The 15,151-nt window shown below is 51.9% G+C and carries 11 protein-coding genes; 4 read left to right on the top strand and 7 right to left on the bottom strand.

Features of this window, described 5'->3' with window-relative positions; all coding sequences use genetic code 11:
* Positions 1-237: 237 nt before the first annotated feature.
* Positions 238-1,860 (bottom strand): tetratricopeptide repeat protein, encoded by a 1,623-nt coding sequence (locus tag AC5JLP_RS20020; RefSeq protein WP_496069707.1) that lies wholly within the window; start codon positions 1,858-1,860, stop codon positions 238-240.
* A gap of 358 nt (positions 1,861-2,218) precedes the next feature.
* Here AC5JLP_RS20020 and AC5JLP_RS20015 point away from each other — a divergent pair, with 358 nt between their 5' ends.
* Entirely contained in the window at positions 2,219-2,608 is a 390-nt protein-coding gene (locus AC5JLP_RS20015; protein ID WP_496069706.1) for a hypothetical protein, read from the top strand.
* A 188-nt stretch (positions 2,609-2,796) separates the two neighbouring features.
* Here the strand turns inward: AC5JLP_RS20015 and AC5JLP_RS20010 are convergent, their stop codons facing one another.
* The 4 genes from AC5JLP_RS20010 to AC5JLP_RS19995 all read right to left on the bottom strand — a co-directional run bounded on the left by AC5JLP_RS20010 (position 2,797) and on the right by AC5JLP_RS19995 (position 7,597).
* A complete protein-coding gene (locus AC5JLP_RS20010) occupies positions 2,797-4,515 on the bottom strand; it encodes a mechanosensitive ion channel family protein (RefSeq protein WP_496069705.1) in 1,719 nt (572 codons plus the stop codon).
* A gap of 341 nt (positions 4,516-4,856) precedes the next feature.
* Complete coding sequence (locus tag AC5JLP_RS20005) at positions 4,857-5,330, bottom strand: cupin domain-containing protein (RefSeq protein ID WP_496069704.1); 474 nt, start codon at positions 5,328-5,330, stop codon at positions 4,857-4,859.
* A 119-nt stretch (positions 5,331-5,449) separates the two neighbouring features.
* Entirely contained in the window at positions 5,450-6,226 is a 777-nt protein-coding gene (locus tag AC5JLP_RS20000) for a cysteine hydrolase family protein (RefSeq protein WP_496069703.1), read from the bottom strand.
* 408 nt (positions 6,227-6,634) lie between these two features.
* Complete coding sequence (locus AC5JLP_RS19995; RefSeq protein WP_496069702.1) at positions 6,635-7,597, bottom strand: DUF1517 domain-containing protein; 963 nt, start codon at positions 7,595-7,597, stop codon at positions 6,635-6,637.
* Positions 7,598-8,109: 512 nt separating this feature from the next.
* Between AC5JLP_RS19995 and AC5JLP_RS19990 the strand changes: the two genes are divergently transcribed.
* The gene (locus tag AC5JLP_RS19990) at positions 8,110-8,280 is read left to right on the top strand and encodes a hypothetical protein (protein WP_496069701.1); all 171 of its coding nucleotides are present in this window, start codon (positions 8,110-8,112) and stop codon (positions 8,278-8,280) included.
* 71 nt (positions 8,281-8,351) lie between these two features.
* Here AC5JLP_RS19990 and AC5JLP_RS19985 read toward each other — a convergent pair whose 3' ends face one another.
* Entirely contained in the window at positions 8,352-10,787 is a 2,436-nt protein-coding gene (locus tag AC5JLP_RS19985; RefSeq protein WP_496069700.1) for a GAF domain-containing protein, read from the bottom strand.
* A gap of 115 nt (positions 10,788-10,902) precedes the next feature.
* Here AC5JLP_RS19985 and AC5JLP_RS19980 point away from each other — a divergent pair, with 115 nt between their 5' ends.
* Positions 10,903-11,136: a hypothetical protein gene (locus AC5JLP_RS19980; RefSeq protein ID WP_496069699.1), complete on the top strand. Its 234-nt coding sequence runs from the start codon at positions 10,903-10,905 to the stop codon at positions 11,134-11,136.
* A 17-nt stretch (positions 11,137-11,153) separates the two neighbouring features.
* Positions 11,154-12,620, top strand: coding sequence for a signal recognition particle protein (gene ffh / locus AC5JLP_RS19975; protein ID WP_496069698.1), 1,467 nt, complete (start codon positions 11,154-11,156; stop codon positions 12,618-12,620).
* A gap of 17 nt (positions 12,621-12,637) precedes the next feature.
* Here the strand turns inward: ffh and AC5JLP_RS19970 are convergent, their stop codons facing one another.
* Positions 12,638-14,608 carry an ATP-binding protein gene (locus tag AC5JLP_RS19970; protein WP_496069697.1) on the bottom strand — a complete coding sequence of 657 codons (1,971 nt, stop codon included), beginning with the start codon at positions 14,606-14,608 and terminating at the stop codon, positions 12,638-12,640.
* Positions 14,609-15,151: the final 543 nt, after the last annotated feature.

Below are 15,151 nucleotides of genomic sequence, written 5' to 3'. Positions count from 1 at the left end.
CCTGGACTTGGCATGACCTTTTAACCTATCCCACCCTTGTCTGATGCACAACCGTAGTTCTTTTGGACTATTTTCTGTAATAGTTTGTAATAAACACTTCTATTTTTATTTACTTCCGCTCACGAAATAAAAGTGTGGTGCGTCAAGTATATTAATGCCCAAATTTGAGGGGTTCTGAGGTGGAAGTCCCCCAGAATTGGGGGATTGAGGGGGCGAAGGCAGCGTCTCTGATACTTCTCAGACATCCTCTGATGGAGCCGACCCTTTTAAAGTAGGTGTACTGTGCTGGAGCAGCGCTTGCGAAACCCGATCGAGCACTCCCTGCCAATCATCTGGTTGGGTTTGGCGAAACAGGCGCATGGTGGGATACCAGGGGGTATCTTCGCGGTGCAGCATCCAGCGCCAGTCAGGAAGGTAGGTCAGCAGCACCCAGACAGGTTTACCGAGCGCACCTGCGAGATGGGCGATCGACGTATCGACGGTAATGACCAGATCTAACTGAGCGATCGCGGCAGCCGTATCGGCGAGATCGTTTAATTGACTGCCCCAATCTTGTATTTGAGAATCCCATCCAAGTTCAGACAAAGCAGTCTGAGCAATGCCCTTTTGCAAACTGTAGTATGCGATATCTGACAGTTGCAGTAGCCATTCAAAGTGCTTCAGCGGGCACGATCGACTCTGGTTTTTCTTGTAAAGATGTCCACCAGACCAAACTAGACCAACCTTCAACCGAGGTGTCTCTGGATTGTTTGAACCAGCCACAGCAAGATCGATGTGGCTATCTGGTAGCGGTTTGAGATACGGTACTTGAGCCGGAACGCTTTCCAGAGTGGTGCCCAAAATCCCTGGCAGGCTCATCAACGGGGCGTAGACATCAAAATGAGGTGCTGGATAGCCTAACGGAATGAATTCCTCAATACCGGGCACCGTTGCTAGAAGGCGTATCAAGGGTTGGTGGCAGGTCAGGATGATGCGTCCGCCTCGTTGCGCCACGATCGCAGCATAGCGAATGAACTGAATCGTGTCGCCCAAGCCTTGCTCTGCGTGGAGCAAAAGCGTGCGTCCTGTCAGATCAGAACCATCCCAGACGGGTTGTCGAAACGGGCAGGGAGGAAACTCACGGGTTTTGAAGCGCCATTCATACTCTGGAAAACCCTCACGATAGTTGCCGTCTGTGAGTAAGATCAGCGATCGGTTGTAACGAGCATTGGCATCGTTAGGATCAAGGGCTAATGCCCGATCAAAGCACGCCATCGCTTCTTGAGCCTGCCCCTGATCTTGCAGTGCCGTGCCCAAACTATTAAGCGCATCAGGATAGTCTGGTTGCACTGCTAGTGCATGGCGATGATAGACGATCGCCGTGGTTGACTTCCCTTGCTGCTGCAAAATCGTGCCAATGGTATTGAGGGCAACGGCATCGTTAGGCTGCACTGCTAGCGCCTGGAGATAATAGCTCATGGCTTCATCCAACTTGCCCTGCTCAATCAGAATCACACCCAGGTTATGATACGCCTGCACGTTCTCCGGTTGAAAGGTAATGATTTGAGTGTAGGAGGCGATCGCCTCTTCAATCATTTGCTTGCCTTGCTTCCACAGCGCCACGCTCAAATTTTCCCGCGCACTCACGTAACCAGGACGTTGAGCAAGCGCTTTCCGATACAGGGCAATGCCTTCATCCAGCTTGCCCTGCTGACACGCAATCACACCCATTAAGTTCAGCGCATCAATCTGCTGGGGCTGCTGCTGCAAAATTTGACAATAGAGTTGTTCGGCTTGGGATAAGCGTCCGGCTTGATGGTGAGCCGTGGCAGTCGCCAGCAGTTGCGGAATGTTGATTGAAGAAGGGTAGAGTTTTTCCACGGGCAAAGGGGAAGTGAAGGGGAAAGGGAGCGAAACAGGCAGGGGTAGCAATCAGGGTTCAGCAATCAGCGGTCAGCCGTCAACTGTCCAGCTTTCTTCTAAAAACCAACAACTTCTTTAGCCTTAAACCTTCTGCCTCGTGCTTTTGAGTATTTGTTCAGCACTTTACCAGCATTCCCGGATGCCGTGATTTTCTACCTGACCATCTTCGATCGCCAGTACGCCTCTCATCGCCGAGACGCTAGTTTGCTAAGGGTTAACTTTTCGTTAAGATACTGAACAAGCTTCTATGGCTTGGATGGCTTCTATGATCGCCATCTGAGCCAGGTTACCGTCTTCGTTTCAGGTTGGCATTGGTATGTTTGATTTCATCCCCTTCGAGATTCACCTGAGCGCAGTTGCGATCGCGGGCACAGGCTTGTGGTCACTGTCGCTGTATTTAGGGTTTGCCACCCTTAGCGAGTGGGTCACCCATCAGCTTAATCGTTGGTTTAACTTTGCCGAGCGATCACTCTACACGTCCGCCGAAGAGTTTGAACGAACTCGCAAAGGCCGAGAAGCTCAAAATGCCTTTTACGCCTCTATTTTCAGCATTGTGCCCTTTCTCATTGCAGGCGCACTGTGCAACTACCTTGTAGAACTGACGCTGGGACGCAGTTGGGCCATCAGCGTTGGCATACTCGCGTGCATTGGTTGCGCCATCTACGAACTTGGACGACGCGATGGGCAAAGGTCGGAGAGAGAGTAGGGAGGAGGGAAAGCAGAAGGAAACAGGTAAAGGGCAAAAGGTAAAAGATAGAAGGCAAGAAATGAGGGATGAAGGCTAAAGGATAAGGTATGTAGCTTGCTTCCCGAAGGGTAGGCTAAGCTGACCGCTGACGGCTCAATCAACTCAAAACTCAAAATTCTTAACCTTCTACCCTCTCCCTTACCCCCTCACTCTCTACCATTCTCTGGAACTTTACCTGCAGTCTTTGGGGTTCGATCGCTGCCATCATTGCCATCAGTGAGATGCGGTAGGTCTGTTGAACTACGGAACCAGAGGGATTGTTGAGGGAGGCCTATCGCAATGCCTTCTTGATCGAGGGCGTACTTAAGGCGACGGCGAAATTCGCGGGCAACATTCCATTGCTGGAGCGGCAGGGTTTTGATCCACACCCGCAACGTGATGCCATCGTTGCTAATCTCATCTACGCCCAACACATCAGGGGGTTCAGGAATTCTTGTTTTCCAGGCTGGATCGCTAGTCATGTCTTCGCCAACTTTTTTGACAACAGCGATCGCGCGATCGACATTCGCATCGTAGGCGATCGTGATACCCAGATCCACCCGTGACCAGTCCTTCGAGAGGTTTTCGACCACCGTGATCGAACTATTGGGAATGGTAATCAACCGACCTTCAGAATTGCGAAGTTGGGTAATCCGAAGATTCAAGGTTTCTACCAACCCGGAGGCTTTGCCGATCTGAATCACATCTCCGACAGCGTACTGGTCTTCCCAGAGGATCAGCAGGCCGTTAATGATATCCTTGATCAAGTTTTGGGATGCGAAGGAAATCGCTAAGCCCAAAATACCCGCCCCAGCCAGGACGGGCCCCAGTTCTACACCGACGATCGACAGCGCAGTGAGTAACCCCGTACTAACCCAAAAAGTGGCAATCACGCTACGTAGCACGCGTGAAAAGGTGGTCACTCGTAGCGCTAAGCGTTGAGACGTATCGGGCGACAGCAATTCATTGGTTGTTAGAACGCTAAAAAAGCGATCGATCACCACGTCACTCACCCGGATGAGCAGATACGTCACCACAACGACTCCCAAAATCTTCAACGGCCCGGATAGTACGAGTGACTGCATCCAACGGGTATACGGAAACAGACCCAAAATGACCAAAATGCCGCTTAACCAGAGACCCAACTGAATCGTTTGTAACAATCGCCGCTGTACGTCATTGATAGTGCGGTAGCGCCGTTGAGCAATTTGCTCCTGCACCGCTGTCATCGCTCTTGTGCTGTTGGGGTCAGACTCTAGAGCGGTTTCATTCACTGCCTCAGACTGAGCTAGTAGTCGCTTTCGTTGCCCTTTGAGCCAACGTTGTACTAGCACCAGAAGACCGCTGACCACCACAAGCCCAAGGGCAATTTGTCCCGCTAACGATCCTTGCTTGAATAGCGCTTGCGGCTGTCGCTCCTGTCTAGCCGTAGTTAGCGCCTCCTTAATGGTTTGGGTCAACTCAGTGGCCCGCTGCTCTGGATCTTGGCCTTGAAGTTGAGCATCTAGCGAAGTGACCGTCATTAGATAGCGATCGCCAATGGAGATCACAGGTTGCCGGCTGGACTCGTCCACCACCGCTTTCACGTCTAATGTTTTGGGATCATTAGGATTATCTGCAACCTGATTGAGTCCCTTTTCAATGTTCTGCACCCGCTCTCGGATGGGAGGAGGGCCATCACGTCTCTGCTGAGCGCTGATACCGGGAGCCGCAATTGTAAACAAGGTTCGTCCGTCCAGTGCGACATCTGCCGTTGCCGCTGTAGAGGAGTTTGTGATCGCAGAAGAAGTTGCAGTCGCATTCGATGGGTCTGGTGCCGCAGTTGCTTTTGGTGCCTGAAGATAGGAGGGCACAACGCTTTGCCCTAAGCTCATGGAAGCCGTCATCACAATCAGCGCCAGCGTAGCCAGTCCCAAACTAAGCCGGGTAAACCACCTGCTACACCTAGATCGATACAAAAGAGTTCGCAGAGAGTGGTGTGTTTTTGCCTTTGCTTGGGTTATATCCAATTGCATACAGTCATCCAACGCACAATTAAGGCGATCGAGTTGCGCTTGTCTAACCGCGACTCGCAACGATCGTCCCGTAACCACCTTAATCGGCTCTCTGTCATAACCATCCTACTAGGGGAAGATTGACGCGAGCGGCGTGGTCCCCTGTAGATCTGGGCCTTTAGTCCTAGCAGTAGCCTGAACCCCGGTAGCAGTTCTACAAAACAGCGTATAGATTAGTCGGTGCTCAGTGTTGTAGCGAACACGGGCGACGGGGTACGTCTCAGCACTGCCATGTCTTCTTCATCTAGCTCAGCCGGAATGCCGCTGCGAATGAGTTCCGCAAAATCTTCGTTAGGCACCATAAAGCAGAGCGCATAGAGGCGATCTGGCCCTGTGTTTTCAATTTTGTGAATGCCTGTAGGCGGCACCAAAATGCTGTCACCTGCCTGAATAAAAACGGTTTTACCGTCGCAGGTTGCTACCCCTTCACCCTTCAGGACAAAAAACATTTCCACTGCAAGCTGATGGCGGTTTGGAGGTGTTTTACCACCAATATCAAAGATTTCGACGCAAAGAGTCAGCGACATATTTGCGATTTGGGGATCAAACACGATCGCCAAGCGGTTCGTATCATGAGGACTAATCCGAAACGCCTGGTAATCGAGCGGCGATTTGACAACCGGAATAACGCAGCTTTCAGAGTCCATGAGTATGCCTCAAAAATATGGATGAGAGCGTTTTGAGTTAAGTCAGGGGTTATGGGTAGAAAGTTAAGAATTTTGAGTTTTGAGTTAATTGAGTGGTCAACCTTTAGCCTTCTGCCCCTTTACTCCTTTGTTTTAATTGCAGTCAAAAGCGCGTGCGACTCTGCCACAAAACCAAAGCACTGCTTGACGTTATACAGGGTTGCTTGCCAGCAGTAGGTTGGGGAAGTGGTTGCGGTGCAGTCTGAAACCAGAATGCAGTCGTAGCCCAAAAAGCTGGCATCTTGCAGCGTTGCCATCACGCACTGATCGGCATTAACGCCTGTAAAGAAAAGCGTTGTCCTACCCAGATTTTTGAGGATGCTGTCTAAAGGGGTATCCCAAAAGCCGCTCATTCGATATTTATCTACCCGAACGTCGTCTGACTGTTGCTCTAGTTCATTGACAACAGCAGCAGCCCAGCTATCTTTAATCAACACAGGAGCACCGTTTGCTGGTAAAGGATCGCCCAATCCTACCCCGTCTCCGGTTGGATTATAAACGTGCCGTGCTGCCGCGCTAATGTTGAGCAAATCGGGACGGTTGCCCCAGTTCACCCACACGATCGGCACCTGTACCGTGCGCAACACTGGCAGCAAGCCTTGAAGTGGGGCGATCGGATCACGCGCCGGAGTGACATCAACGCCAATGTGCGCCAACCAGCCATCGGGATGGCAAAAGTCATTCTGCATATCAATCACCAAAATTGCCGCTTTTGCCAAATCCAGACGCAACGTTTTAGTCTCAGTGGGTAGCGTAATGATATGAGGTTCGAGCGCTGGACGCGTGATATCTGCGATCGTGGCATTCACCGACCAGGCATTGGGTGGAGTTCCTAACGTCCGAAGGGAAGAGGTCATTGCGGTTGCATCCCAAGAAAGGCCGTCACAAGAAAGGGCATCACGAGAAAGTGACTTTGTTTTAGTTAGGACTTACGCAAATTCTTGCAAAACTGGCCCCCAGCTCCCAATTTATAGCCCTAGCGGGCATACAAGAAAGGGGGAGCAAGCACTCAAAGTCTCCCAGAATTGGGGGATTGAGGCGGCGACTGCGTCAGTCCTATAGTCAAAGTAGCGATCGCCCACAGCAGATCGTTGACTCAACTCAATACTAGACTTCATTTTTTACTACAGATCCAGATTGCAAAAATGTTTGCCAGATACTAATCCAAACTCGAAATGGGTACGTAAAAAAAGGGAAGCTGAGCAGCCCCCCTTTTCTTCATTCGCAATGCAGCGATCGCTGCATCAAACCTGAGCGAGCAAACTTTAGACAAGCTTCAGATCGGGATACTGAACGATTACATCTTCAGTCGTTAGTACCTCGTTTTCAGCTTGCGGTGTCCACAGCACTTCTAACGCCAGGAGGCGATCGCCCGACACACCACCCAATTGCTGCAACGCTTGACGCAGATCGTTGGAGTTGTTGACCGTAGGCAATTGCAGTTTGCCTTGAGAACCAACCAGCAGCGTCACTACGATATATTCACCAGGGCCAGATTCTGCCAGAGCACCCGCCTTTTCAGCCACAGCCAAACTGCTGCTAGAGGCTTGCTTCAACTGATTGTTAACGTTAGACAGCGTTTCGCCAGTAAACTTACTGCGCTCTGCAATCAGCAGACGGTTGAACTGAGATTCTGCCGCTTCTAAACGGGTTTGCTGAACGGTAGAACCGGCATAAACCCAATATTCGGGATGGCGCAACAGTGCTAGTGTCGCTTCCTGAAGCACTTCAGATAAACCCGTTGTAGAGCTAGTATCGGCCTTGCGAGCGATCGCGTTTAGATCAGCCTGTAGCTCTCTTGCTTCTGCCAACAGACCAACCTGAAGTTTGGCAACCGAGATGGTTGGGCTTTCAGTGCTGTAACCCAGGCTGTCGTCGTCCGAGCGCGATCGACGGAAGCTTTGCACCAGAAAGTTTGCAACTGCCAGAAAAATCAAGATGCTGAACAAACCGCCAAAACCGCCGCCAATGCCAAAGACCGGGAACAGGAAAGGAAGACCGAAACCGCCACCAGGGTAGTAACCACTACCGTAGCCAGGGCCAGGTGCATAACTGCGTGGAGCGGAGTAAGAACGAGGGGCGGGGGCACGGAAGGAACCACCCCCAATACGTCCCCCACCAGCTGCTAAAGCACCATCCGCATGACCAAAGGACAGCGCAACCACCAAGCTGATCGCCACTATCGCTTTAACCCAGTGCTTAACCAATGAACGTAATGTTTTTTGCATAACCATGCCTACCCAGACGTTTGCTAAATGACAGTGAAATGTCGGCTCCCTGTTCCATTTTGCCTGAAACTTTGCAGCGGTTCACGCAGAACGAAAGCCACTGGTACGAACCTACGAGCCGAGTAGAGCGATCCAAGCCAGATGAGTCTCTGTTAAGAGTTGTTACTTTAGACCTCCCTACTACTGTATCGCCTTCGATCGCCCTTGAAAACCGATTAAAAGGAGTAAACGTGGGTAGAAAGCCGTACGATCGTGTTCGTTCATCCAGCCATGAGAAAGCTAAACCCGATGAAAACACCAGGGACTTTCTGCAATCGGCTGATGCGGTCGTTTCCAATCTTTTTTAGCAATCGTTTTAGGATTATTTCAGTTAGACTAGCCAAGCAAACGCTACAATAAAAATGTAAACATTTGTAACCGAACGTCAGCTATTGTGAAAGCGAGCGCTCGCCTTCAGATTTATAGGACGTATCGGATTCCGTTCAGCCTTATTTGATGAGAGCGACTGCACCATGACTCAACCCCAACCAACTGTTACCCCCAAGATCGAAGAACCAAAGTTTGGCTTTAGCGAGTACGCCGAGCGCCTCAATGGTCGTGCTGCCATGATTGGGTTTGCACTCGCGCTGGTGATTGAATACGTCACCGGCCAGGGTTTACTAGAGTGGTTAGGTTTAAACTAAGTTCAAATTTAAGGGACGAGTTTGAGGTTTCTACAGAGATATGGCATTGATCATGTTCCTACGGAAACCTTCTAAACCACATCCCCTACTGGAAGAATGCGAATGCGAGCATACTTTAGCCCTGTCACCCCTTGGAGTGGCTGCACCGTGCCACGCTCGATATGCTCATCCACCCAGCCTTCGCGCATCAGGTAGCGGAAGTACTGCTGATATTCTGCCCACTCATCCTCTGTGCAAAAGACGAGGGTTAGCATGCCAGGCTGGGTGATGCGTGCCCCCGTTTCTTCGTCGATCGCTTTATCAATGCGCTTTTTCACAATTTCGTAGCGCGTGTCACGGCTACCCCGCACATCAAACATGCGTTCTGTTGTTTCGTCGTGAAAAATGTCGATCGCGGCATCTTGCACCAACACAAGATGCGTCACTTGCATGTGTGTGATGTATAGCTCTTGGAGCTTAAAGGCCGTTCTGGCACAGTCGCATACGGCGCATAGCTGCTCGTAACGCAGACTTCGAAGCTGAAAGCTACCAAACTTGGGATCGATCGAGGCTCCCGCATACAGCATATGGTCAATGCCATCGGTAGCTTCGATGTCGCAGTAATGAGGCGTGGTGCGCTGCATCGTGTCTTGCCAGCGATCCCAGGTTTCGCGCAATCGCGCATTGATTTGCCTGATCAGGTCATCGTACTGGGCGCGCGCACGGTACACGCATTCATGGTCGTTCGCGCAAGCAGTCCGATAGGCCGTTACAGCCGCGATCGCCGCTTCCCCACACTGCGCGAAATAGTCGAAATAAAGTTCCAGATGATCCCGTAGATAGCGCAGGCGGCTGACTTCTGCATCGACCGTGACGCACTCCTGCATCTGCCGAATGTGTTCGAGCAAATCTAGGCGCAATTGCTTGCCCAAAATCGTGTCTCTGGCAGTGCAGGCGACCTCAACCACCGCTAACCCTAACCGAAACTGCTCCAGCAAATCGGCTTGAATCGCCCGATTACGCTCATCAGACGAGCCGCGAATATCTGAAATGCCGTAGAGAGGATACACGTTGCTAAACACGATCGGTTCTGGTGGCAACCCCAATCCCCGTCGCTCAGCTTCTTGCAAAAACCGCCACTCCACAGCGGGGTGAATGTTAGTAATAAACCGCTGCTGAATTAACTGCCGTTGCGCTGCCGTGAGCGCTCTGGTAAACGCAGGGATTAGTTGCTCAGCATAGCGACAGTCGATCGCATCAAAGTTGTGGGGGCGATCGCTCAAAAGCGCCACAACGCCAACCGCCCGTAGAGACGTAGATTGGGATACGGGGTCTTGCTGCGTTGAGACAGCAGGTTGAGAACTTTCTACAGGGTCATCACCCGGTGTCTTTAAAGAGTCCACCGATTCATCCTGTACTGTCGCATACCCCTCTGGAGCCTCTGCCTCCGTACCCCCCACAAGGGGTGATAGCAGGGGGATCAACAGCAAGGAACGCACCCCCATAGCGACCAATTGCCGCCCTCCGTCGGTGCGGGGATCTTGAGCAAGGTCAGGCACCGCAAGCACTTGCTTTGTACGAATGGCGTGCATGAAGTGAGACTGTTGCAGCGCCTCCAGAGGATACATCGTTGTGTGGGGTTCAGCCGTGATGGAACCCATAAACAAGCGAATCTGATCCGTTTCAATGCTCAGAACCAGCGTGTTTTGAGCACGAAAGAGCGATCGCGTTTGCTGATTCAGTTCGCTAAATTTTTGGGGCCGCAAAATGGAATCGCGATCGATCAACAGTTGCGTAATGCGGCGCACAATCTCGCGCTCGGTAATATCCAGCCCTTCCAGCAACAGCGACCCTTCAATCTGGTAGTTGTCTAACTCTAGCCGTTGGGTTAGCGCGTCAAACTGTGCTGGATTAGCTAGCATCTCTTCTAATGCCTGCGTAGTCAGGTGCGCCAGACCCAGAGCCGCAAACTCATCTCGCTGAGGATCTAAGCGCGTGGTGGTAATTTGATCCGATCGCAGCCAAAACTCAATGTGACGGGGTTCTGGATACAGCGGACTCTGAAGTGTGACCATGACAGGCTCATCGAGCAACCGCGAACCCTGTAGATTAACCTGATAAAGCCGCTGAAAGATCCGATGCAACAAATGTCTGCGGTACAGCCGTTGAATCGCATGATTGTCCGTTTCGCTGAGGCGCTGCTGAAGCACATCGCCTAGATTACCTTGAGCACCTTGAGACTCAACCGCTACCATCTGGCAGAAGTAATCATTAGCGTGCTGCAACGTCAGCGTGATCGGCTCAATCACCGCAATCAATAACCGACTGTATTGTTGAAAATGATGCCACCACCCAGGCCGTTCTAGCTCCGACTTGAGCCGTGCCGTCTCCGTAGAAGACGAATCGAGGGGCAAAGGCTCTAGCGCTATCGCCAGCCGATCCGGGGAATGTCTCGCCGGATCATTGGCCTGAGTAACGACCGCATCATGCTCGCTCAACGGCATAGTGGATGGCTCAGAAATATGCATAGTGGTCTGCCTTAGCGGGAGAAACACTCCAACGAGTGCGTAACGATTCAGGTTAGTCTCAGCTAGTATGCCCCGGTGCGTTGCTCTTCTGGTGTGATTCAATCCGTCTCTATGGATGAGTCGATTGCCAGAACGCTGCGAGGCCATCCTGTCACCAGCTTACTGCAAGCATTCTGGGGTAGCCAGTCCAGCCCCAGCACGCAACAACACTTCATCCATACCAGCCTTTTCGTGGATTCACCGGATGAAGCGAACCGAAAGCGCTAATCTGGATAAAGAGCAGGCAGCGATGTTCGATCGGGCTGCGTTGAGTGTCCCACGATCACGCTCTGCTGATAGCAATCCCTAGCTGGCAAGAAACGAGTCATGTTTGAAGCGCTCTCCGATCGCCTGGAGTCTACCTGGAAAAAGCTGCGAGGTCAGGACAAGATCTCCGAAACCAACATCAAGGATGCAGTCCGTGAAGTACGACGCGCTCTGCTGGAAGCGGATGTTAACCTTCAGGTCGTCAAGGACTTTGTGGCAGCGGTGGAAACCAAAGCTCAGGGAGCAGAGGTGATCTCAGGGGTGCGTCCCGATCAGCAGTTTATTGAAATTGTTCACAACGAACTCGTGCAGGTAATGGGGGGCGACAATGCGCCTTTAGCGAATGCCGACACCCCACCCACCGTCATCCTCATGGCAGGCTTGCAGGGTACGGGTAAAACCACAGCAACCGCAAAACTCGCGCTGCACCTGCGGAAAGAAAATCGCTCGACCCTGCTTGTGGCAACGGATGTGTATCGTCCAGCCGCGATCGACCAACTTCTCACCCTCGGTCGCCAGATTGATGTACCCGTCTTTGAACTGGGCAAAGATGCAAACCCCGTTGAGATCGCTCGCCAGGGAATCGAGAAAGCGGAGGCGGATGGCATCAACACTGTCATCATTGACACGGCTGGACGATTGCAAATTGATGCCGACATGATGGCAGAGTTGGCGCAGATCAAAAACGTTGTGCAGCCCCATGAAGTGCTGCTCGTCGTCGATGCGATGACGGGCCAAGAAGCCGCCAACCTCACCCAAACCTTCCACAGCCAAATCGGCATTACAGGTGCCATTCTGACCAAGATGGACGGCGACACGCGCGGTGGGGCAGCGCTCTCGGTACGGCAAATTTCCGGTCAGCCCATCAAATTCATCGGGGTCGGCGAAAAGGTCGAAGCGTTACAGCCCTTCTATCCCGATCGCATGGCCTCTCGCATTTTAGGCATGGGTGATGTCCTCACCCTCGTCGAGAAGGCGCGGGAAGAAGTAGACATGGAAGAAGCTGAAAAGATGCAGGAGAAAATTCTCTCTGCCAAGTTCGACTTCACCGACTTCCTGAAGCAAACTCGTTTGCTCAAAAACATGGGTTCCTTGGGCGGCATTATGAAAATGCTTCCTGGCATGGGCAAAATCAGCGACGAACAGTTGCAACACGGCGAAACCCAGCTTAAGCGAGCCGAAGCCATGATTGGCTCTATGACCGTCGCCGAGCGTAAAAACCCTGAATTGCTATCTGGTTCGCCCAGTCGTCGTCGTCGTGTGGGACGGGGCGCTGGCTATGCCGAAAGCGATGTCAGCAAGCTCGTCAGCGACTTCCAGAAGATGCGATCGCTGATGCAGCAAATGGGACAAGGACGCTTCCCTGGCATGGGTGGCATACCCGGAATGCCCGGTATGGGCGGCATGGGCGGGATGGGAAACATGGGCGGCAACCGTCCACCCCAACCAGGCTGGCGCGGCTACTCAACCGGAAGCAGCAATAAGAAGAAGAAGGAGAAGAAGAAGAAGGGGTTCGGGAATTTGTAACCTTTTGCCTTTTGCCTTCAGCACACGCTCACGTATTGACCAACCAGTTTGGCTAAAGCCTTCAGATCAATGGGCTTAGAAATGTATGCAACTGTTCCGGCTTGCAGGCAAAGGTCACGATCGCCATTCATTGCCATTGCCGTTTGCGCAATGATGGGAATGGTTCGATAGCGATCGTCTGTTTGAAGCTGATGCGTTAACGCTAACCCATCTTCATTTGGAAGATGAATATCCATCAGGATCAGGGCTGGCAGCGCACGTGCAAGCGCCTGCCTCATTTCGGTGCCATCCTTAACCCAGGTCAGTTCATACCCTAATTTGCTCAAATAGGTCAGTAGCAGCTTGGCGTTGTAAGCGTTGTCTTCTACTAACAACAGATGGTTCGATCGCATGTATCTGTCAGAAGGCGAAAGCACTTCAGCTTGTGGGTAAGGGTTTGCCCTTGAGCCATCAGACTCAGCATGATTGGCAACTGTGGCATCAGACACCTGGCCTTGATCGTGCCCCTCTCTGGTCAGTGAATATGGTGAGATTGGCTGAGCCAATTCAGCGAGAGCCGTATCGCCATCCGTGGCAGCAGGTTCCAGAGGCAGCACGATCGTAAAGCGCGAACCTTGACCAAGCTCCGATCGAATTTCGACGCGGCCTCCGTGAAGTTCTGCAAGTTTCTGAGTCAGCGCCAACCCCAAGCCAGTTCCTTCGTCCCGTTTCGCAGCCGGATTCAAAAGCTGTGAGTAAGGCCGAAAAAGCAACTGCTGCTGGTCTTCGGAAATACCTGTGCCTGTATCCCAAACCGTAAAATGGATCGCATCGCTGGCAGTCACCTGTAGTCCCACGCTCCCTTGACGGGTGAACTTGAGCGCATTCGACAGCAAGTTAAACAACATTTGCTTGAGCCGCAGTGGATCGGCCACAAGGGTTTCTACCTGAGGCGCAATCTCTAGCTTGAGCGCCAGTCCCTTATCGTTGGCTTTTTCTCGTACCAGGGCGATCGCGGTTTGACAAACCGACTGCACAGCAACGGTTTCCCAGTGCAAATCAAGCTGATTCGCTTCAATTTTGGAGAGATCGAGAATGTCGTTAATCAGCGATAGCAGGTGCTGCCCACTGCTCAAAATAATGTTGAGATACTCCTGGTGCTTCAGGTTGCTGGGGCTAAACCCTTGTTCACGCATGAGATGGGTAAAGCCCAAAATCGAACTCAGAGGTGTGCGAATTTCATGGCTTGTATTGGCTAAAAATTCGCTTTTCAACTGATTGGCTTGAGTCAGTTCGCAGTTGGAGACTTCCAGGGTTTGCCGTTGCTGTACCTGCGCTTGAATGCGCTCAATCTGCTGCCGAGCAGACCGATAGCGATCGAGGCTCTGCTCAATCAAACGCGCGTTCAAACACGCGGTAAACGATTCCATCTCGTCCATCGCCTCTGACTGAAAATCAGACGCAGCAGGAGCCAACAACAGCCAGCCCAAGACTGCCGTGCCATCGAGAATGGGCCAGCCGCAAGCAGGGAACTGGGCTTGCCAGCTTTGCAGCTCACGGTCGGATAAGGTCTGTCCCAACACAAACGGCATCAACGCTGTCATCGTGGGGAAAGACGGGTCTCCCAGCACCGCTTGGGAGTGGTTTGCCGCGATCGCGCACACGGTAAAACAGGGTTCCAGCGTTTGTGCAGAAGGGGCAATGCAATGACTCGTTGCATCCCCACTTCGCAGCACCATTGCACAGCTTTGCGACAGCCCCAGGTTCAACTCATCCACCACTACTTGCGCTAGAGGCTCATCAGCACCGGAAATAGCAAGCTCACGATCAACCTCAAGGGATGCTAAAACGCAGGCACTCAACCGTTGTCCCAAACGATTAAGGTATCGTTCTGCTTGTAGCTCTGTTGCCAACTGCTGCACCGTTGCCTGCAAGTCTTCTGGCGTGGTGGCAGTGGACACAGTTGAAAGCGTATAAGGAGCAGGGCACTCGGTCATCGGGCGATTCATTGGGAGCGCTCTCGGTAGAGAATTACTTGTAAGCGGGCTGTAGGGCGATGTATCAGCACATTGCCAGCCCAGCCCGTATGAGCACTGATGCATAACTATCCTTTATCAACCGGAAGCTTCGCTTCAACTGGACGCTTTAATGGAACCTGAAGTCTTCAAACTGGCGCGATCGACAAGCAAGTGGCACTCACTCAACAACCTGATGCCGATGGGGCTTAACGCAAGCATGAGAAAAAGTATGAAGAAAGTAACCAGCCTAAAATCAGACTCTTCTCAGCGGTTGTACTGAATCAATTGACAAAGGTATCCCGTTGGAATCCGCTCAATGGGCAACTGTTGCCAGACGATCGACAGAACGATCTACTAGTCATACGCTAGCAAACGGTCAGTAAAATTCGGTACAAGGTACCGTGAAATTACCATATAGGTTTTATTGCGTTTGCAAACATTTCTGACAGGAGCAGATGGCACACAGCCGATGAATCGTACAGCGAGTCGTGGAGTATTTCCGTTCAGGTCTTACTATGATGAATAAGCGATCGC

This window comes from Stenomitos rutilans (assembly GCF_059505485.1).
This window is presented reverse-complemented; position numbering and strand designations above follow the sequence as displayed.

Excerpts from the sequence above, each read along its gene's own strand:
- AC5JLP_RS20015 (WP_496069706.1), top strand. The coding sequence starts at position 2,219 with ATGTTTGATTTCATCCCCTTCGAGATTCACCTGAGCGCAGTTGCGATC.
- AC5JLP_RS20010 (WP_496069705.1), bottom strand. The coding sequence starts at position 4,515 with ATGACGGCTTCCATGAGCTTAGGGCAAAGCGTTGTGCCCTCCTATCTT.
- AC5JLP_RS20005 (WP_496069704.1), bottom strand. The coding sequence starts at position 5,330 with ATGGACTCTGAAAGCTGCGTTATTCCGGTTGTCAAATCGCCGCTCGAT.
- AC5JLP_RS20000 (WP_496069703.1), bottom strand. The coding sequence starts at position 6,226 with ATGACCTCTTCCCTTCGGACGTTAGGAACTCCACCCAATGCCTGGTCG.
- AC5JLP_RS19995 (WP_496069702.1), bottom strand. The coding sequence starts at position 7,597 with ATGCAAAAAACATTACGTTCATTGGTTAAGCACTGGGTTAAAGCGATA.
- AC5JLP_RS19990 (WP_496069701.1), top strand. The coding sequence starts at position 8,110 with ATGACTCAACCCCAACCAACTGTTACCCCCAAGATCGAAGAACCAAAG.
- AC5JLP_RS19985 (WP_496069700.1), bottom strand. The coding sequence starts at position 10,787 with ATGCATATTTCTGAGCCATCCACTATGCCGTTGAGCGAGCATGATGCG.
- AC5JLP_RS19980 (WP_496069699.1), top strand. The coding sequence starts at position 10,903 with ATGAGTCGATTGCCAGAACGCTGCGAGGCCATCCTGTCACCAGCTTAC.
- ffh (WP_496069698.1), top strand. The coding sequence starts at position 11,154 with ATGTTTGAAGCGCTCTCCGATCGCCTGGAGTCTACCTGGAAAAAGCTG.
- AC5JLP_RS19970 (WP_496069697.1), bottom strand. The coding sequence starts at position 14,608 with ATGAATCGCCCGATGACCGAGTGCCCTGCTCCTTATACGCTTTCAACT.